At 72.6% G+C, this 19060-nt stretch carries 14 protein-coding genes and 1 pseudogene; 5 read left to right on the top strand and 10 right to left on the bottom strand.

Annotated elements, in window-relative coordinates; translation table 11 throughout:
• The 4 genes and pseudogenes from N4P33_RS35705 to lepA all read right to left on the bottom strand — a co-directional run.
• Positions 1-1335: SpoIIE family protein phosphatase (locus tag N4P33_RS35705; RefSeq protein ID WP_399029729.1), on the bottom strand; the 1335-nt coding region annotated here is incomplete at its 3' end.
• Between the two features lie 525 nt (positions 1336-1860).
• Positions 1861-2274, bottom strand: a pseudogene (locus N4P33_RS35700) (ATP-binding protein); the annotation flags it as partial.
• Between the two features lie 231 nt (positions 2275-2505).
• Positions 2506-4380: a long-chain fatty acid--CoA ligase gene (locus N4P33_RS18815; protein WP_260827790.1), complete on the bottom strand. Its 1875-nt coding sequence runs from the start codon at positions 4378-4380 to the stop codon at positions 2506-2508.
• Between the two features lie 248 nt (positions 4381-4628).
• Positions 4629-6497 carry a translation elongation factor 4 gene (lepA, locus tag N4P33_RS18810; protein ID WP_260827789.1) on the bottom strand — a complete coding sequence of 623 codons (1869 nt, stop codon included), beginning with the start codon at positions 6495-6497 and terminating at the stop codon, positions 4629-4631.
• Positions 6498-6686: 189 nt separating this feature from the next.
• Here lepA and rpsT point away from each other — a divergent pair, with 189 nt between their 5' ends.
• Positions 6687-6953 (top strand): 30S ribosomal protein S20, encoded by a 267-nt coding sequence (rpsT, locus tag N4P33_RS18805; protein WP_260827788.1) that lies wholly within the window; start codon positions 6687-6689, stop codon positions 6951-6953.
• A 476-nt stretch (positions 6954-7429) separates the two neighbouring features.
• Here the strand turns inward: rpsT and N4P33_RS18800 are convergent, their stop codons facing one another.
• From N4P33_RS18800 to N4P33_RS18790, 3 genes are all read right to left on the bottom strand, one after another.
• Positions 7430-7825, bottom strand: coding sequence for a nuclear transport factor 2 family protein (locus N4P33_RS18800; RefSeq protein ID WP_260827787.1), 396 nt, complete (start codon positions 7823-7825; stop codon positions 7430-7432).
• Positions 7826-7887: 62 nt separating this feature from the next.
• Positions 7888-8877, bottom strand: a complete 990-nt coding sequence (gene holA / locus N4P33_RS18795; protein WP_260827786.1) for a DNA polymerase III subunit delta — start codon at positions 8875-8877, stop codon at positions 7888-7890.
• 79 nt (positions 8878-8956) lie between these two features.
• Positions 8957-9202 (bottom strand): hypothetical protein, encoded by a 246-nt coding sequence (locus N4P33_RS18790; protein WP_260827785.1) that lies wholly within the window; start codon positions 9200-9202, stop codon positions 8957-8959.
• 178 nt (positions 9203-9380) lie between these two features.
• On the opposite strand from N4P33_RS18790, the gene lanKC reads away from it, so the two are divergent.
• From lanKC to N4P33_RS18770, 4 genes are all read left to right on the top strand, one after another.
• Positions 9381-12041, top strand: a complete 2661-nt coding sequence (gene lanKC / locus N4P33_RS18785) for a class III lanthionine synthetase LanKC (protein WP_260827784.1) — start codon at positions 9381-9383, stop codon at positions 12039-12041.
• Entirely contained in the window at positions 12038-12166 is a 129-nt protein-coding gene (locus N4P33_RS18780) for a SapB/AmfS family lanthipeptide (protein WP_260827783.1), read from the top strand. Before lanKC ends, N4P33_RS18780 begins: the two co-directional genes overlap by 4 nt.
• Positions 12167-12307: 141 nt before the next feature.
• A complete protein-coding gene (locus N4P33_RS18775; protein WP_260827792.1) occupies positions 12308-14098 on the top strand; it encodes an ABC transporter ATP-binding protein in 1791 nt (596 codons plus the stop codon).
• The gene (locus tag N4P33_RS18770) at positions 14095-15903 is read left to right on the top strand and encodes an ABC transporter ATP-binding protein (protein WP_260827782.1); all 1809 of its coding nucleotides are present in this window, start codon (positions 14095-14097) and stop codon (positions 15901-15903) included. The genes N4P33_RS18775 and N4P33_RS18770 overlap by 4 nt, the downstream gene beginning before the upstream one ends.
• Positions 15904-16044: 141 nt before the next feature.
• Here the strand turns inward: N4P33_RS18770 and N4P33_RS18765 are convergent, their stop codons facing one another.
• The 3 genes from N4P33_RS18765 to N4P33_RS18755 form a co-directional block, all read right to left on the bottom strand.
• Complete coding sequence (locus N4P33_RS18765) at positions 16045-16641, bottom strand: response regulator transcription factor (RefSeq protein WP_260827781.1); 597 nt, start codon at positions 16639-16641, stop codon at positions 16045-16047.
• A gap of 345 nt (positions 16642-16986) precedes the next feature.
• Positions 16987-17820, bottom strand: a complete 834-nt coding sequence (locus N4P33_RS18760; protein ID WP_260827780.1) for an arylamine N-acetyltransferase — start codon at positions 17818-17820, stop codon at positions 16987-16989.
• A 4-nt stretch (positions 17821-17824) separates the two neighbouring features.
• Positions 17825-19060, bottom strand: a 1236-nt coding sequence (locus tag N4P33_RS18755; RefSeq protein WP_260827779.1) for a ComEC/Rec2 family competence protein, incomplete at its 5' end; no start/stop codon positions are given.

The following is a 19060-nucleotide window of genomic DNA, read 5'->3' as shown; positions in this document are numbered from 1 at the left end:
CACCAGCGCGCGCGCCGCGGCGTCGGCGGCCTCCGTGGCGTCGTCGAGGAGGAGCTGGTTGAGGCGGTCGAGGACGTCGGCGACGCGGTAGCCCTCGCGGGCGAGGAGGCGCAGCCAGGGGCGGGCGAGGCCGATGACGACGGCGGCCTCGGGGCCCTTGCCCTGGACGTCGCCGAGCGCGAAGCACCAGCGGCCGTGGCCGGCCGGGAACAGGTCGTAGAAGTCACCGCTGGGTCCGCCCTTGTCGCAGGGCTCGTAGACGAGGGCGGAGCGCACGCCGGGGATCTCGGCGACGGCGCCGGGCAGCAGGCCGCGTTGCAGGACGGCGCTGATGGTGGCCTGGCGGGCGTACTGCCGTGCGGCCCCGATGGCGAGGGCGACGCGTCGGCTGAGATCCTCCACGAGCCCGGTGATCTCATCGGGGAAGCGGGCGATTCCGCCCCGCCCGATGACCAGCGTGCCGAGCGGCCGCCCTCCGGCGACGAGCCGGTAGGCGAGGGCGACACCGGGTGCGCCGGCCGGTTCGGCGAGGGGCGTGTCCAGCGCCTTCTCGGGCCACGGGTACGGGGCGGGCCCGGCGTTCGGCGGATCCGACGCTCCCGGGGGGTTCTGCTCCAGGGCCTCCCGGAGCTCCTCGATGCGGTGCTCGCTGGCGTGCCACACGCGGGCGAGGCGTGCGCCGCCGGTCCACGCGCTCGCGCCCCAGCCGCCGTGACCGCTGGTCTCGTCCTCCAGCCAGACCGCGCACCAGTCCGCCAGCCGGGGCACGATCAGCTGCCCGGTGAGCGCGGCGACCAGATCCTCGTCCAGCTGCCCGGCCAGCAGATCGGAAGCCTCGGCGAGAAACGACAGGGCCCCCCGCCCGAGCCAGGCCCCGTCCCGCCGAGCCCGCCCCACAAGCCAGTCGTCCCCGAAAACGGCTCCCATGCCCGCCCGAGCCGACTCACCCGGGCCGCTCGCGCCGCCCGAGCCCTGAGCCCAGCCGACCGCAGAAGCCCCCTGCGCCTCGGCTAAGCCACCCGGGGAGGCGGCCCCCGTTGACACCCGCGACAAGCCGCCCGTGCCGGCCACCCCACCCGACGCCTGCGACACGCCGCCCGTGCCGACCGCACCACCCGACGCCCCGGACAAGCCCCCCGAGGCGGTCCCCTGCCCCGGCCCCTGCAACAAGCCGTCCGCGCCAGCCACCCCACCCGACGCCTGCGACACGCCGCCCGTGCCGACCGCACCACCTGACGCCCCGGACAAGGCCCCCGAGGCGGTCCCCTGCCCCGGCACCTGCGACACGCCCTCCGGACGCTCCAGCCCCTCAGCACCGGCCGCGCTCTCAAGCACCTCAGCACAGCCCTCCGGGCCCACAGCGCCGCCCAGCGCCTCAGCACAGCCCTCCGGCCCCAGAGCGCCCCGCATCGCCTGCGGCGAGCCCTCCGGACCCGCCTCACCCTCCGACGCCAGGAACAAGCCCTCCGGACCCCCCGCGCCCTCCGGGCCGACGCGGGGCGGCCAGTCGGGCCGCCCGCCCCGCGTCGGCCCGGACGAGAAGAGGTCAACCGTCTCGACATCCCGCCCCGATGTGACGAGTCCCGCCGTCTCAACGTCCCGCTCCGGGATGAGAAGCCCCGCCGCCTCAGCGTCCCGCCCCGGCACCAGGAGCCCCGCCGCCTCAGCGTCCCGCCCGGGGCCGAGAAGTCCCGGCGTCTCAGCTCCCCGCGCGGGCGTGCGCTCCCCCGCGTGCGCCTCACCCGCGTGCGCCTCACCCGCGTGCGCCTCGGCGCCCTCGCCTGCCCGGCACTCCCCGCCGGGCAGCCGGGCCCACACCGTCTTCGTGCCCGGCCGGTAAGTGATCCCCCACGCCTCGGACAGCGCAGCGACAAGGTGCAGACCGCGGCCGAACTCGCCGGGTTCGTGGATCGCCGCCGTCGCCGGTTCGCTGTCGCGCGGGGCGCGGAACGGGTGCTGGTCGGCGACCTCGATCACCACCGCGCCCGTGCCGTCCTCGAGCCTGCACGTCAGCTGCACGTCCGTCCCGGCGTGCACGACGGCGTTGGTGACCAGTTCGCTGGCGATCAGCGTGGCGTCCTCCACGGCACGCGCGGTGAGGCGCTCGGCACCGGGCACCCTCTGCTCGGCCCACTCCCCGAGCGCGGCCCGCACCAGAGCCCGCGCGGAGCCCGGTGCGAGGGAGCTTCCGGGCAGGGTCGCGTCCGCCCGCGCGCACGCCCGTACGTCGGCGGCACGCGAGGCCGTCTCCCGTTGCGTCGGAATGGCCCCCATGGGCAGCTCCCCGGGCAGGTCGTACGAACACACGTCGATCGCTGCCGAACAGGGTGACAGACCGGACCCGCCCATGAGCAACGAGTTACCGAAGTGGCCCGCCCGAGGTGAGAACCACGCTCCCGACACGCTCAAGAACCGGCACACATCCGGTCGGATCCGTGCAACACCGGAAACAGGAGAGGGGCGGGACCCCACCGGAGTCCCGCCCCTGTGCTCAGCGCGCCAGGATCACGCCTCGCGCGTCCCCTCGTACATCTCCTCGATCAGGTGCTTGTACTCGCGCTCCACCACCGGCCGCTTCAGCTTGAGGCTCGGGGTGATCTCGCCGTGCTCGACGTCGAGGTCCCGCGGCAGCAGGCGGAACTTCTTGATGGTCTGCCAGCGCTGCAGCCCCTGGTTGAGCTGGTCGACGTAGCCCTGGACCATCTCGACGGTGGCCGGGGCGGCGACGATCTCCGCGTACGGCTTGCCCTCCAGGCCGTTCTCCGCGGCCCACGGCTGGATGGCGATCTCGTCGAGGGCGATGAGAGCGGTGCAGTAGTTCCGGTCGGCGCCGTGCACCAGGATGTTGGAGACGTACGGGCAGACGGCCTTGAACTGGCCCTCGACCTCGGCGGGTGCGACGTACTTGCCGCCGGAGGTCTTGATGAGGTCCTTCTTGCGGTCGGTGATCCGCAGGTAGCCGTCGGGCGAGAGCTCGCCGATGTCGCCGGTGTGGAACCAGCCGTCCGCCTCCAGCACCTCGGCGGTCTTCTCGGGCAGGTTGTGGTAGCCCTGCATGATGCCGGGGCCGCGCAGCAGGATCTCCCCGTCGTCGGCGATGCGCACCTCCGTGCCGGGCAGCGGCTTGCCGACCGTGCCGGTGCGGTAGGCCTCGCCGGGGTTGACGAAGGAGGCCGCGGAGGACTCGGTGAGGCCGTAGCCCTCCAGGATGTGGATGCCGGCGCCGGAGAAGAAGTACCCGATCTCGGGCGCGAGGGCGGCGGAGCCGGAGACGCAGGCACGCAGGTTGCCGCCGAAGGCCTCGCGGATCTTGGCGTAGACGAGCTTGTCGGCGAGACCGTGCTTGAACTTCAGGCCCGCGGGGGCGCTCGCGGTGCCGGTGCGGCGGAAGTTGTCCTGGGTGACCTTGGCGTACTCGCGGGCGACCCCGGCGGCCCACTGGAAGATCTTGTACTTGGCGCCTCCGCCGGCCTTCGCCTTGGCGGCCACACCGTTGTAGACCTTCTCGAAGATGCGCGGCACGGCCGCCATGTACGTCGGCTTGACCACCGGAAGGTTCTCGATGATCTTGTCGACGCGGCCGTCGACGGCGGTGACGTGACCCACCTCGATCTGGCCGGAGGTGAGCACCTTGCCGAAGACGTGCGCGAGCGGCAGCCACAGGTACTGCACGTCGTCGCTGCCGACCAGCCCGGTCGCGGCGATCGCCTTGGCCATGTACGACCAGTTGTCGTGCGGCAGGCGGACGCCCTTGGGGCGGCCGGTGGTGCCGGAGGTGTAGATGAGGGTGGCCAGCTGGTCCTTGGTGATCGCGGAGACCCGCTCCTTGATCAGCTCGGCGTCCTTCTCCAGCCGGGCCGCGCCGCGGCTCTCCAGCTCGGCGAGGGTGATCACCCAGTCGTCGGTGGTGACACCGGCCGGGTCGATGACCACGACGCGGGTCAGCTCGGGCAGCTCGGCGCGCTTCTCGACGGCCTTGGCGACCTGCTCGGCGTTCTCCGCGATCAGCACCCGGCTGCCGGAGTCCGACAGGATGTACGCGGACTCGTCGGCGTTGGTCTGCGGGTAGATCGTGGTGGTGGCGGCGCCCGCGCAGAGGATGCCGAGGTCGGCGAGGATCCACTCGACGCGCGTGGCGGACGCCAGCGCGACGCGCTCCTCGGGCTGTACGCCCAGCTCGATCAGACCGGCCGCGATGGCGTTGACCCGCTGGGCGGTCTGGCCCCAGGTGAGGGACGTCCAGTCGTCCGGGCCCTCGCCGGAGGCGGCGGGGACGGGGTAGCGGTATGCCTCGGCGTCCGGTGTGGCCGCCACGCGCTCCAGGAAGAGGGCCGCCACGGTCGGCGGACGGTTCTCGATCAAAGTCTGTGCGTCGCTCACGACATCCTCCGGGGCCCGCGACAGTGCGGCTGGCTCAGTGCGGCTGGTTTCACTCGCGCGCCGTTGTTTAACTCGCGAGTAACTATCGAGCAGGGACAGAGTAAAGGTCGACCGGCCGCCGCGTAAGGGTCCGCGGCCTGTCGCTTCGTACAGAGAGCTACCCCGTGGAAGCGGAAGGGTCCGCCACACTTTCGTGCAGCGGACCCTTTTTTGCCCGTATTGGACGGTGACCCACGGTCAACCGGCCGTCACTTCTTGCCCTTGCCCGAGCCCGCGCTGTCGTCGCTGGACAGGACGGCGATGAAGGCTTCCTGCGGAACCTCCACGGAACCCACCATCTTCATCCGCTTCTTGCCTTCCTTCTGCTTCTCCAGCAGCTTCCGCTTACGGGAGATGTCACCGCCGTAGCACTTGGCGAGGACGTCCTTGCGGATGGCGCGGATGGTCTCGCGGGCGATCACCCGCGAGCCGATGGCGGCCTGCACCGGCACCTCGAAGGCCTGCCGCGGGATCAGCTCCTTGAGCTTGGCGACCAGCCGCACGCCGTACGCGTACGCCTGGTCCTTGTGGGTGATCGCGGAGAACGCGTCCACCTTGTCGCCGTGCAGCAGGATGTCGACCTTGACCAGGCTGGAGGTCTGCTCGCCGGTGGGCTCGTAGTCCAGGGAGGCGTAGCCGCGGGTCTTGGACTTCAGCTGGTCGAAGAAGTCGAAGACGATCTCCGCGAGCGGGAGCGTGTAGCGGATCTCCACCCGGTCCTCGGAGAGGTAGTCCATGCCGAGCAGCACACCGCGCCGGGTCTGGCACAGCTCCATGATCGCGCCGATGAACTCGCTGGGCGCGAGGATGGTGGCCCGCACGACCGGCTCGTACACCTCCGCGATCTTCCCCTCGGGGAACTCACTCGGATTGGTGACGGTGTGCTCGCTGCGGTCCTCCATGACCACGCGGTAGACCACGTTCGGCGCGGTCGCGATCAGGTCGAGCCCGAACTCGCGCTCCAGCCGCTCACGGATCACGTCCAGGTGCAGCAGGCCGAGGAAGCCGACGCGGAAGCCGAAGCCGAGGGCGGCGGAGGTCTCCGGCTCGTAGACCAGGGCGGCGTCGTTGAGCTGGAGCTTGTCCAGCGCCTCGCGCAGCAGGGGGTAGTCGGAGCCGTCCAGCGGATACAGCCCGGAGAACACCATGGGCTTGGGGTCCTTGTAGCCGCCGAGCGCCTCCTCGGCGCCCTTGTGCTGGCTGGTGACGGTGTCACCGACCTTGGACTGGCGGACGTCCTTCACCCCGGTGATCAGATAGCCCACCTCGCCGACGCCGAGGCCGTCGGCCGGCAGCATCTCCGGGGAGTTGGTGCCGATCTCCAGCAGCTCGTGGGTGGCGCCGGTGGACATCATCCGGATCCGCTCGCGCTTGTTGAGCTGGCCGTCGATGACACGGACGTACGTCACCACACCGCGGTAGGAGTCGTAGACCGAGTCGAAGATCATCGCGCGGGCCGGGGCGTCCTTGACGCCGACCGGGGCGGGGATCTCCGCGACGACCTTGTCGAGCAGCGCGTCGACGCCGACACCGGTCTTCGCGGAGACCCGCAGCACGTCGTCGGGGTCGCAGCCGACCAGGTTGGCGAGCTCCTCGGCGAACTTCTCGGGCTGCGCGGCCGGCAGGTCGATCTTGTTCAGCACGGGGATGATCGTGAGGTCGTTCTCCATCGCCAGGTAGAGGTTGGCGAGGGTCTGCGCCTCGATGCCCTGGGCGGCGTCGACGAGGAGGATCGTGCCCTCGCACGCGGCGAGCGACCTGGACACCTCGTAGGTGAAGTCGACGTGCCCCGGGGTGTCGATCATGTTGAGGATGTGCGTGTTGCCCTTGTCGTGGGTCGGGGCCCACGGCAACCGCACCGCCTGGGACTTGATCGTGATGCCGCGCTCGCGCTCGATGTCCATGCGGTCGAGGTACTGAGCGCGCATCTGCCGCTGCTCGACCACCCCGGTCAGCTGGAGCATCCGGTCGGCGAGCGTGGACTTGCCGTGGTCGATGTGCGCGATGATGCAGAAATTGCGGATCAGAGCCGGGTCGGTACGGCTCGGCTCGGGCACATTGTTTGGGGTCGCGGGCACGCAGGGTCCTGTCTCTTGAGGCGCCTTATGCCTCGGGTCGGATCGATACGTAGTCTCCATGGTCCCACGGGTGGGGACCGGCGACCGGTTTGGGCCGGGGAAAGAGCCGCTGGTAGTGTAGGGCGCTGTGTCTCATGCCCTCTCTGCGCGAGGCACACCAGCAAAATTCAACTCTGAAGAGGCTCATTCGTGGCGAACATCAAGTCCCAGATCAAGCGGAACAAGACCAACGAGAAGGCCCGGCTGCGCAACAAGGCCGTCAAGTCCTCTCTGAAGACCGCGATCCGCAAGGCTCGCGAGGCCGTTGCCGCGGGCGACGTCGAGAAGGCCACCGAGTACCAGCGCGCTGCCGCGCGTCAGCTCGACAAGGCCGTCTCCAAGGGCGTCATCCACAAGAACCAGGCCGCCAACAAGAAGTCGGCGCTGGCTCAGAAGGTCGCGACCCTCAAGGGCTGATCGCTCTCCCTGAGCTGATCACCTTCCTGATCTGATCGATCTGATCGCCGGAAGGACCCGGGCGGGCCCTCTCTCATCCGCCCCCGACCGGCACCCCGAGCTCGTACGCGGCCTGCGTTCGCCACGCGGGTACGAGCTCCTCGGCTTCAACCGGAGACCCCGTCCGCTCGCCCTTCCCCAGGGCGGTGGGCGGGGTCTCCGGCGTTGGCCGGACCCGGGTGCGCTAGGGGGTGTCCGCAAAGTCCCGTCGTCCGCCCGAAGGGCGGGCCCTGCGGCGTCCGGTGCGTGCTCTGGGGGTCCCCCCGGCCGGAGGCTGGGGGAGTGCCGGGCGGACACCCGCGTACTGGTGGTACTCGGGTGTTCGCCCGGTGCGGCGAGTGGGGGCACCTCCCACGCCCTTAAGGCAGTGGGGGGGCGTGCCGGGCGTCGCGGGGCTGGGGGTACCCCCTCTGGGGGAGGGACTTTGCGGACACCCCCTAGGCCCAGAAGTCGTTCACCGCGTCGAGGTCGGCGACGCACTCGTCGAGGTCGGTGATCTTGTCGCCGACGATGCGGAAGACGAGGCCGCCGTCCGTCTCCAGGTGCTTGCCCTGCCGGTCGCCGGCCATGTGGTGCAGGGACACCGCGTGCCCCCGGTCGTCGACGAGGATCTGCCGCAGCTCGACCCGGAACGTCCCGCCGGTCTCCTCACCGAGCCGCCGGTACATGTCGATGATCGCGTCCTGCCCCTTGAAGTCGCCCGAGAGCATCCCGGTCCCGGGCACATGATGTGTGGCGTCCGCCGCCATCAGTCCGCGCAGGGTGTCCATGTCCCCTTGCGTGAACGCCTCGTAGCCCTTGCGGACGAGCATTGCGTGCGGGTGTTCAGCCATGACGCTCGCCACCTCTCCGTCTGTCTGGGCGACCTACGGCTGACAGTCCCGATTCTCCTCTTCTACGCCCGTCCCCTCGACCGCGCCGCACGGGCGATCGTGACGACCGCCTTCTCCAGCGCGTACTCCGGGTCGTCGCCGCCGCCCTTCACTCCCGCGTCGGCCTCGGCGACCGCGCGCAGGGCCACGGACACGCCGTCCGGGGTCCAGCCCCGCATCTGCTGCCGCACCCGGTCGATCTTCCAGGGCGGCATGCCCAGCTCGCGGGCCAGGTCGGCGGGTCTGCCGCCGCGCGCCGACTGCAGCTTGCCGATGGCCCGCACGCCCTGCGCCAGCGCGCTGGTGATCAGCACGGGCGCGACACCGGTGGCGAGGGACCAGCGCAACGCCTCCAGCGCCTCCGCCGCCCGCCCCTCGACCGCGCGGTCGGCGACCGTGAAGCTCGACGCCTCGGCGCGGCCCGTGTAGTACCGGCCGACGACGGCCTCGTCGATGGTGCCCTCGACGTCCGCGACGAGCTGGGACACCGCCGAGGCGAGCTCCCGCAGATCACTGCCGACGGCGTCGACCAGCGCCTGGCACGCCTCCGGTGCGGCCGAGCGGCCGGCGGCGCGGAACTCCCCGCGCACGAACGCCAGCCGGTCCGCCGGCTTCGTCATCTTGGGGCAGGCCACCTCGCGGGCACCCGCCTTGCGCGCGGCGTCCAGCAGGCCCTTGCCCTTGGCTCCGCCGGCGTGCAGCAGAACGAGTGTGATCTCCTCGGCGGGCGCGCCGAGGTACGCCTTCACGTCCTTGATGGTGTCGGCGGACAGATCCTGCGCGTTGCGTACGACGACGACCTTGCGCTCCGCGAAGAGGGAGGGGCTGGTCAGCTCGGCGAGGGTGCCGGGCTGGAGCTGGTCCGGGGTGAGGTCCCGTACGTCCGTGTCGGCGTCGGAGGCTTTCGCGGCGGCGACCACCTCCTGCACGGCACGGTCGAGGAGGAGCTCCTCCTGACCGACGGCGAGCGTCAGCGGGGCGAGGGGGTCGTCTTGAGCAGCTTTCCTGGCCATCGCGACAAGGATGACACGGGGGACTGACAGCGGGGGGTGCGGTCACGCGCGCTGCGACCCACCCCCGCCGCACCCGGACTCACGGCTCCTCGCGCCAGCCGTCCCACTCCCCCGCGAACTCATCCAGCTCCGCAGGATCCAGGCGCCCGTCCTCGTCCCTCAGCGCCACCAGCCACTGCGCATCCTCCGCATCGTCCTCCCCCGCCAGCGCGTCCCGAACGACCCGAAGCTCCTCCGCCACCCCGAAACGCTCCCTCAGCGCCTCCACGACCTCCTCCGCGGCATCCCGATCCGGCAGCACCAGTACATGTCGCACATCACTCACGACACCCATTCTCGGCCTCCCCCTCTTCTGCCGGCTCACCCCCGACCGCCGGCAGGGATCCGCCGGCCAAGTTACCTGTGCGTTCCGCACGTCACAGTGATGACAGTGGTGACTGTCGACGGCGCAGCGGCGCATGACAGCGTCTGTCCCGGCAGCGATCCGGTCGGAGGGAGCAGGCGTGAACAAGGGCTACGCCGTGTACTGCGACGCAGACCCGCACTTCTACGACGCGCCGCACCGCACCGCCCCCGGCACCCTCGCGGCGAACTCCCGGTACGCGGCGGCCCTGCTGCCCGTGCCGACCGGATGGCAGCGCACAGAGAGCGGCGACTGGCTCGCCCTGCGCCCGCTCGACGCGACGCTGCCGCCCCAGGGCTGGAAGATCCACGTCTCGGCCTGCCTGGACAACGCCGAGTCCGTCCTCGAGCGCGTCCGGGCCTACTGCCTCCAGCGCCGCGTCGCGTTCAAGTTCGTCCCGAGCCGCTATCTGCTGCACCAGCGCAACGCCAAGTACGCGGACCGGGCGGGCAGCGGCAAGTTCATCACCGTGTATCCGGCGGACGAGGAGCAACTGGAAAGCGTCGCCGCCGAGTTGGCCGCACTGCTTGCCGGTGAGCCCGGACCGCACATCCTGAGCGATCTCAGGCTCGGCGACAGCCCGGTGCACGTGCGCTACGGCAGCTTCACCCGCCGCGACTGCTACGACGAGAACGGGGAGTTGCGGCCGGCCGTCGCGAACCCCGAGGGGGTCCTCGTCCCCGACCTTCGCGGCCCGGTGTTCCAGGTCCCCGGCTGGGTGCGTGTACCGGCCTTCCTGCGGCCCCACGTCGACGCGCGGGCGTCGGTGACCCTGGCCGGCATCCCGTACACCGTCGAGGCGGCCCTGCACTTCTCCAACGGCGGTGGCGTCTACCGGGCACGCGACCACCGCACGGGTGAACCGGTGGTCCTCAAGGAGGCCCGCCCCCACGCCGGGCTGGCGGCCGACGGCGCCGACGCGGTGACCCGCCTGCACCGCGAACGCCGGGCCCTGGAAAGGCTGTCGGGTCTGTCCTGCACGCCCGAGGTGCAGGACAGCTTCACCGTCGCAGGGCACCACTTCCTCGCCCTGGAGTACCTCGACGGCCAACCGCTCAACACCTTCTTCGCCCGCCGCCATCCGCTCATCGAGGCCGACCCCGGCCCCGGGCGGCTGGCCGAGTACACCGAGTGGGCGCTCGGCATCCACGCCCGGGTCGAGCAGGCCGTCGCCGAGGTGCACGCCCGGGGTGTCGTCTTCAACGACCTGCACCTGTTCAACATCATGATCCGCGACGACGGACGGGTGGCCCTGCTGGACTTCGAAGCCGCCCACCACGTCGACGAGCCGGGCCGGCAGACGGTCGCCCATCCCGGATTCGTAGCGCCGCCCGGCCTCAAGGGCACAGCGGTGGACCGGTACGCGCTGGCCTGCCTGCGGCTGGCCCTGTTCCTGCCGCTGACCAGTCTCCTGGCACTGGACCGGCGCAAGGCCGAGCACCTCGCCGACGTGGTGGCAGGGCAGTTCCCGGTTCCGCGGGCCTTCCTCGACGCGGCGGTCGAGGAGATCACCGGCGCCACGCCCCCGCGTCCACCGGCGCGGCGCGGCGGAACGCGTTTCGTCCCGGTGGCGCCGGGAGACTGGCCGCGCAGCCGCGACTCGATGACGGCGGCCATCCGCGCGTCGGCGACCCCGGCCCGCGACGACCGCCTCTTCCCCGGCGACATCGCCCAGTTCGCCACCGCGGGCGGAGGGCTGTCGTTCGGCTACGGAGCCGCCGGAGTGCTGTACGCCCTCGCCGAGAGCGGCGCCGAGCGCGACGACGACGAGGAGCAGTGGCTGCTCGAACGGACCAAGGAACCACCGTCGGGCATGCCGCTGGGCTTTCACGACGGCATCGCGGGAATCGCGTGGACCCTGGACCACCTCGGCCACCGGGACCGGGCGCTCGAGCTCACCGGGCTGCTTCTCGACCACCCCCTCGAGGCTCTCGCCGCGGACCTGCACAGCGGCACGGCCGGGGTGGGCCTGATGCTGGACTCGCTGGCCGCCTCCACCGGCGACACCGCCCTGCACACCGCGGCCCTGCGGTGCGCCGAGCTGAGCGCGCGGTGCCTGCCGCGCGAGGGGACCGACCCGCGGCCGGGCGGCCCGCGCCGCCGGGCAGGTCTGCTGTACGGCGCGACGGGCAGCGCCCTGCTGTTCCTGCGCCTGTACGAACGCACCGGTGACACCGGACTGCTCGACCTCGCTCGGGCCGCGCTGCGCCAGGACCTCTCGGCGTGCGTGCGGAGCGCGAGCGGCGCCCTTCAGGTGGACGAGGGCTGGCGCACGATGCCGTACCTGGGCGCCGGCAGCGTGGGCATCGGCATGGTGCTCGACGACTACCTGGCGCACCGCGCCGACGACCGGTTCGAGCAGGCGCGGACCGAGATCGTACGCGCCGCACAAGCCATGTTCTACGCACAGCCGGGCCTCTACCGCGGCGTGGCCGGGATGGTGCTGTACCTCGGCCGGACCACGGCCACCGGCCCGGGCACAGGACCGCGGGCCGTCCGGCGCCAGGTCGACGCGCTGACGTGGCACGCCATGTCCTACCGCGGCCGTCTCGCCTTCCCCGGCGAACAGATGATGCGGCTGTCGATGGACCTGTCGACCGGGACCGCCGGATGCCTGCTGGCCCTCGCGTCCGTACGCGGTGACCGCCCCGCCGGACTGCCGTTCCTTCCCAGCCCGCGGCACACGCCGCGGCCCACGAGCCGGTCCACCAGGGACCGTGAAAGAGAACACCCGTTGCCGTACGAAGGGAAGATGACATGAACCTGTTCGATCTGCAGTCGATGGAGACCCCCAAGGAAGAGGCCATCGGGGACGTCGAGACGGGCAGCCGCGCCAGCCTGCTGCTCTGCGGCGACAGCAGCCTGAGCGTCACGACCTGTAACTGACGTCCGAGGCGGCGGGCCCGTCGCGGCGACCGCGGCGGGCCCCCGGTCCGGCGCCCCGGGCTCACCCCCGGGGCGCCGGTTCCAGCGCGCCTCGTCTCCGCCGCGGAGGGCGACGGCCACGAGGAGGGACAGCTGGTGGCGATCATCCCGGTCCGGCGGCGGCGAAAGCGCCCGGCGCCGGACCCGCACGACACCGGTCCGGGCCGCACGCCCGAACTGCTCGTCCTGGTGTGCTCGGTGGCGGCGGCAGCGGTCGCGGTCGCCCAGCCGTTCGTCCTCGGCCGCACCCTGGACCTGCTGCTGCACGACGGCGCCGCCGGAGGCTGGCTCGCGGCGAGCGCCGCACTGCTCGTCGGTGAGGTCCTGCTCGACAGCCTGACCGCGCTGCTCACCGGCCGGTGCACGGCCCACTGGACGGCCGCGATCCGCTCCCGCGCCCTCACCGGCATGCTGCATGCCGTCCCGGACCCGGTCAGCCGGTACTCACCCGGGGACATCGCAACCCGGCTGACGCTCAACGCCTCCGACGCCGGCGGCACTCCGGCCGCCCGGGCCGCACTGGCGGCCTCGCTCATCACCCCGGCCGGCGCGCTCGTCGCGCTGGCCGTCGTCGACGTATGGGTCGCCGTATGCGTCCTGGCCGGGCTGCCGGCCCTGGCCCTGGTGCTGCGGGCGTTCGCCCGCGACACGGGAACGTCGGTACGGGCCTACCAGCGCGTGCAGGCGGACATCGCAGCCCGCCTGCTGGAGACCATCGAAGGCGCGGAGACCGTCGCCGCCGCCGGGACGGCCGTCCGTGAGCGTGAGCGCGTCCTGCGTCCGCTGACCGAGCTCGCCGAACTGGGCGGGCGCATGTGGGTGCTGCACGGCAGGGCGCTGGCGACCGGAGGTGTCCTGGTCCCGCTGCTGACCGTGGCCGCCACCGCCGTCGGCGGTCTCCGGCTCGGCGCGGGGGCGCTGAGCGTGGGAGAACTGCTGGCGGTGTGCCGGTACGCGCAGCTGACCGCCGGCTTCGGCAGTGCGGCCACCCTGCTCGGCGCGCTCGTACGGGGACGGTCCGCGCGGGAACGCACCACGGCCCTGGAACACCTGCCCGCCCTGCCCCACGGAACCCTGACCCTCCCCCCGCACGGCCCCGGTGCCCTCGAACTGCGCGGCGTACGGGTCCTGCGGGACGGAACGGAGGTCCTGCGGGCGGACCACGTCGTCGTGCCCGGCGGCCTGACCGCCGCGGTGGTGGGCCGCAGCGGTGCCGGCAAGTCCGTGCTGGCCGCGGTGGCCGGCCGGCTGCTGGATCCCGACGAGGGGGAGGTGCTGCTGGACGGCACACGTCTCGACCAGCTGACCCGCCCGAGCCTGCGCGCCGAGGTCGGCTTCGCCTTCGCCCGCCCGGTCCTGGGCGACGGCACCGTGGCGGAAGCAGTCGCGGCCGGACCGCGCACCGTGTCGCCGCACCGGATACGGGACGCCCTCCGCGTCGCGGGCGCCGACGCCTTCGTACGCCGCCTTCCCGACACGTACGACACGCGGCTCGCCAACGCCCCCCTGTCCGGCGGTGAGTACCAGCGTCTGGGCCTGGCGCGCGCCTTCGCTCACGCGGGCCGGCTGCTCGTCATGGACGACGCGACGTCCAGTCTCGACACGGCCACGGAACACGCGGTGGACCAGGCACTGCGCCGCTCACTCGGCGCCGCCACACGGCTCGTCGTGGCACACCGCCCGTCGGTCGCGGCCCGGGCGGATCTGGTGATCTGGCTGGAGAGCGGACGGGTACGGGCGGTCGGCACCCACCGTCATCTCTGGCAGGAGACCGCCTACCGGGCGGTGTTCACCGGCGAGGAGCACGGCGAGGAACCCGTCGGCCCCGCAGGCGGCGACGAGCCGCCCCGGCAGCAACGGATGGCATCCCCGCACGGAAAGGCGCGGCCGTGACGCCCGTCGGCAGCGGCCGTTCCGCCGCGCCGCCCCCCGGCGGGTCAGGGCCGCTGCGCCGGCTCGCACCGCCCGCCCGTCGCTTCCTCGCCGGACGCAGACGCGTCCTCGCGCGGCTCGCGGCGTGGTCCGTGGCGGAGTCCGCACAGACCTTCCTGGTCGGCTACGGCGTCGCCCAGGCCGTCGACCGGGGATTCCTCACCGGCGACACCCGCAAGGGACTCGGCTGGCTCGCGGTCGCCGGCGTCGCCGTGGTGCTGGGGGCGCCCGTGATCAGGGGTGTGTTCGCCCAGCTGGCCGGGCTGACGGAACCGCTGCGCGACCAGCTGGTACGGCGGGCGGTCGACCAGTCGATGGCCCGCGCCCTGGCCCGCCCCGGAGGCGGGGACCGCTCCGCGGTCTCACGGCTCACGAACCAGGTCGAGATCGTGAGGGACAGTTTCGCCGGGCTCGTCCTGACCCTGCGTTCGTTCGTCTTCACCGCCGCCGGGGCCCTGGTGGGACTGTTCTCACTGGACCCCGCCCTCCTCGTGGTGGTCGTGCCGCCCCTCGCCGCGGGCCTCGCCCTGTTCCTGGTGACCCTGCGGCCCATGGCCACCGCGCAACGGCGGGCGCTCACCGCCGACGAGGCACTGGGCGATCACGCGGCGCGCACCCGCCGGGCGCTGCGCGACATCACCGCCTGCGGCACGCAAGCGGAAGCGGCCCGGCACGGAACGCGGCTCATCGCCGAAGCCGCGGCCACCTCGCGTGTCCTCGCCCGCTGGGCCGCGGTCCGCACCCTGGCCCTCGGCGTCGCGGGCCAGCTGCCGGTGCTGCTGCTGGTGGTGGCCGCGCCATGGCTGCGGGGACGAGGAGTCACCACGGGCGCCCTGCTGGGGGCGTTCACCTACCTCGCGCAGTCCCTGCTGCCCGCACTGCACACCCTCATGACCGCGCTCGGCGCCGCGGGAACCCGGCTGCTCGTGGTCCTGGACCGGTTCACCACGACGGCGTCGCCTCCGCTCCTCACCGGCACCGCGCGCGCCGCTCTCCCGCAGCAGGTCCCCGGCCCGCTCCGGAACCTCCCTCGGGTGTCGGGCCCACCCCCGGCGGTGGAACTGCGGGCCGTGACCGTGGCCTACGGAGCGCGGGCCGAACCGGTCCTCGACGCACTCGATCTTCGGATCGAGGACGGCGAACACCTGGCCGTCGTCGGTCCCAGCGGCATCGGCAAGTCGACGCTCACCCGCCTCATCGCCGGGACACTCGCGCCCAGCAGCGGCGAGGTCGCCGTGGCGGGCCGTACGATCGCCGGCCGGAGCACGGCCGAACTCTCCGCCCTGCGCGTCCTGCTGCCCCAGCAGGCGTACGTCTTCACCGGCACGGTCCGCGACAACCTCGGCTACCTGCGGCCGGACGCACGGCGGGCCGACATCGAGGCGGCCGTACGAGAACTCGGGGCCGGGCCGCTCGTCGAGCGCCTGGGCGGGCTCGACGCGCCGGTACGGCCCGGCGACCTCTCACAGGGCGAGCGCCAACTGCTGGTCCTGGCCCGCGCACACCTGTCGACGGCTCGCCTGCTCCTCCTCGACGAGGCGACCTGCCATCTCGACGCGGCGTCCGAGGCACGGGCCGAGCAGGCCCTCGCACGACGTCCGGGAGCCCTCCTCGTCGTGGCCCATCGCATGTCGTCGGCGATGCGGGCCGACCGGATCCTGGTACTGGACGGCGCCGACGCGGCGTGCGGCACCCACCAGGACCTCCTCGCCCGCTCGCCCCTCTACCGCGACCTGGTCGGGCACTGGAGCGGAACCCGGGAGTGACGCGCGGCGGGCGGGCAGCCGAGGGCGAAGGCGAGGGCGGCCGAGGGCGAGGGCAGGCGAAGGCGAGGGCGGCCGGAGGCGAGGGCGAGGGAAGCCGAAGCAATGGCGAGGGAAGCCGAAGCAATGGCGAGGGCGGCCGCCTCACATCCAGCCGGCGCTCTGCACGATGCGTATCGCGTCCACGCGATTGCGTGCCCCCACCTTCCGGATCGCGCTGGCCATGTAGTTGCGGACGGTCCCCCGGGACAGGTGCAGAGAGACGGCGATCTCCGCGATGGGGGCGCCCTGCGCCGCCAGGGAGACCACACTCAGCTCACGAGTCGTCAGCGGCATCTGCGAAGCCTCCAGCAGCGCGACGGTGAGTCTCTCGTCGACGAACCGCTCGCCCTTGGCGACGGCGTGCACCGCGGCGATCAACCGCTGTGAGGTGGCGTCCTTGTCGACGAAACCCAGCGCTCCCGCGTCGAATGCCCTGCGCAGCACGCCGGGCCGCTGGGAAGCCCCGAGCACGACGAGCCCGGCCCCGCACCGGCCCCAGGACGACGCACGGCCGACTTCTCCCGGCCCCCCGAGGCAGTCTCCGTCCACCACGCACACGTCCGGGGGTAAGTCGTTCCCGACGGGAACGACATCGCGGGAGGACATGGACGAGACCTCGAATCCGTCGGCCGACCGCAGCAGTTGCACCAGTGCCGTCCGCAGCAGTGCCGCATCGTGCACCACGAGAACACGGATCATGCGCGATCATCCCCCTAGGTTCCCCAGTCGCCTCACCGGCGCCCCGGGCTCGTCCCCCATGTCCTCACCCATCTGCCCCGGCCCCCGCAGAAAAAGGCAGGACGCCCGATCAAAGGCAGGCCCCAACGGCAGCAACACGCCGTCCTCAGCGAGCCCGGGGGCGGGAGAGCGAGGGCGAAGAGTCCGGAACGGGTGCTTGACAGGGCTGGGGACGCCGCCGCTACGGCGAGGACGGCGTGAGAGAGGGTCACTGCCTGCCTGCGCCACAGACCGAAAACCCACGAAACGAATGTGGCCCGAACCTTGCGGTCCCTCTTGAGCAGCGTTGCACAGGGCACCGTTGCTCTACGGCAGTCCGCGTACCGTCGGCACCCGTTCGAGCTGGATACCGAAACGCTCCCGGTACGCGGCCAGCACCTCCTCGTCCGTCCCCAGCTCGCGCTCCTCCCGCCCACCACCGGCCGCGCCCGTCAGCACGAGCTTCCGGCCGCTGAGCGTGACCCTGCCCCCGTCCTCGGTGACCCGCGAGCACACCAGCGACTGCCGGAAGTGCGACCGGGGCGAGGTGCTGTGCCACCAGGCCCCGGTGACGAAGTCCCCGAGCACCCGAGGCCGCAGCTCCAGCCGGTACGCCGGCGTCCCGTCCCGCAGGACGTCCAGGTCCCCGGCCCCAGCCGAGGCGGGTCCGCCGCCCGCCCCGGCCGCGTCCGGCCCCGCCTCGGCGATCCGGAACGTGCCCCCGGGGTCCGCCTGGTCGTCCCGCTCCCGGAAGGCCAGCGGGAAGTGGCTGTGCGCCCCGAAGCCCACGTCGGACAGCCAGTCGCCCCCGTCCACCGTCCGCACCCGCAGCGCGAGATGGTCGTACGGAACACCCAGCCGGCCCTCCTCCCCGTACACCCGCGCCGCGAAGAGGGTGACGTCGTAGCCGAGCGAGGCCAGCAACGCCCCGAACGCGCCGTTGAGTTCGTAGCAGAACCCGCCCCGCCGCGCCCCCACCACCTTGTCCAGCAGCTGCTTCTCCTCCAACACGATCTCCTCTCCGAGATGGATGGAGAGGTTCTCGAACGGCACGGTCCGCAGATGGCACAGTTGCAGGGCGCGCAGGGCGTCGGTGGTGGGCCGGGCGGGGCGCTTCGCGCCCAGGCGGCGCAGATACGCGTCGATCTCTTCGGAGTCCATGACCTCAGTCTCCCGCCACGGCGAGGCCACCGCCCGTACCGATGACCGCCAACGCCCCCTCCTGGTCCGTCCGCCGCACCATCGCCCCCTGCGCCTCCAACGCGGCGACCGTGCTCGGTGCGGGGTGGCCGTAGGAGTTGTCCGCGCCCGCGCTGATCAACGCCAGCCGCGGCGCCACCCGGCGTATCAGGTCCAGGTCCTGATACGCCGAGCCATGATGGGCGACCTTCAGCACGTCCACCTCCGCCAGTGCCGGACCCGCCGGTGATCTCGCCAGAGCCCTCTGGGCGGGGGGCTCCAAGTCGCCGAGCAGCAGCAGGCGCAGGCCCGCCGTCCGGACGAGCATGGCCACGCTGGCGTCGTTCGGCCCCTCCGGCTCGTCGGCCGGGACCGGGGCGGGGTGCCCGGGTGGATACGCGGTCTCCTGTGCCGTTCCCGGCGGCCACACCACCTCCCACGCCAGCTCCCCCGTGCGCCGCTGCTCCCCGGCGACCGCCCGCGTCACCGGGATCCGCCGGGCCGCCGCCAGTCGCCGGACGAACCCCGCCTGGTCCTCGGGCTCCTCGAAGCCCGTCGTCTCGATCGCGCCCACCGACCTCCCGCGCAGCACACCGCTCAGGCCCGCCACATGGTCGGCGTGGAAGTGGGTGAGGACGACGAGCGGGATCCGGGTGATGCCCAGGGAGTGCAGGCAGTGGTCCACCAGGTCCGGATCGGGGCCGGCGTCCACGACCACGCCGGTGCCCTCGCCCGCCGCCAGCACCAGCGCGTCGCCCTGACCGACGTCGCACATCACCATCCGCCAGCCCGGCGGGGGCCAGCCGGTGATCGCCTTCGTCAGCGGCGCCGGCCGCAGCACCACGAGCACCAGCAGCAGCGCGCACGCCCCGCACCACCAGGGGTGCCTGAGCATCGACCGCCCGACGAGCAGCGCGGCCAGGGTGACCACGCCGAGCAGGGCCGCCCCGGCCCAGCTGCCGGGCCAGTCCACCCCCGCGCCGGGCAGCGCGGCACCGGTGCGGGCGATCCACGCGATCCACTCCGCGGGCCAACTCGCGCACCACGCCAGTGACATCGCGACCGGCATCGCCAACGGGGCGGTGGCCAGCGCGCCGAAGCCCAGCACCGTGGCCGGTGCGAGCGCGAACTCCGCGAGGAGATTGCACGGCACCGCGACCAGGCTCACCCGGGCCGACAGCACGGCGACCACCGGAGCACACAGGGCCTGCGCGGCACCCGC

This window comes from Streptomyces sp. 15-116A, assembly GCF_025290915.1.
Taxonomy (GTDB): domain Bacteria; phylum Actinomycetota; class Actinomycetes; order Streptomycetales; family Streptomycetaceae; genus Streptomyces.
This window is presented reverse-complemented; position numbering and strand designations above follow the sequence as displayed.

What these genes read in the sequence shown, in the direction of transcription:
- N4P33_RS18760 (WP_260827780.1), bottom strand. Translation starts at nt 17,820, where the DNA reads ATGGACTCCGAAGAGATCGACGCGTATCTGCGCCGCCTGGGCGCGAAG.
- N4P33_RS18765 (WP_260827781.1), bottom strand. Translation starts at nt 16,641, where the DNA reads ATGATCCGTGTTCTCGTGGTGCACGATGCGGCACTGCTGCGGACGGCA.
- holA (WP_260827786.1), bottom strand. Translation starts at nt 8,877, where the DNA reads ATGGCCAGGAAAGCTGCTCAAGACGACCCCCTCGCCCCGCTGACGCTC.
- N4P33_RS18780 (WP_260827783.1), top strand. Translation starts at nt 12,038, where the DNA reads ATGAACCTGTTCGATCTGCAGTCGATGGAGACCCCCAAGGAAGAGGCC.
- N4P33_RS18800 (WP_260827787.1), bottom strand. Translation starts at nt 7,825, where the DNA reads ATGGCTGAACACCCGCACGCAATGCTCGTCCGCAAGGGCTACGAGGCG.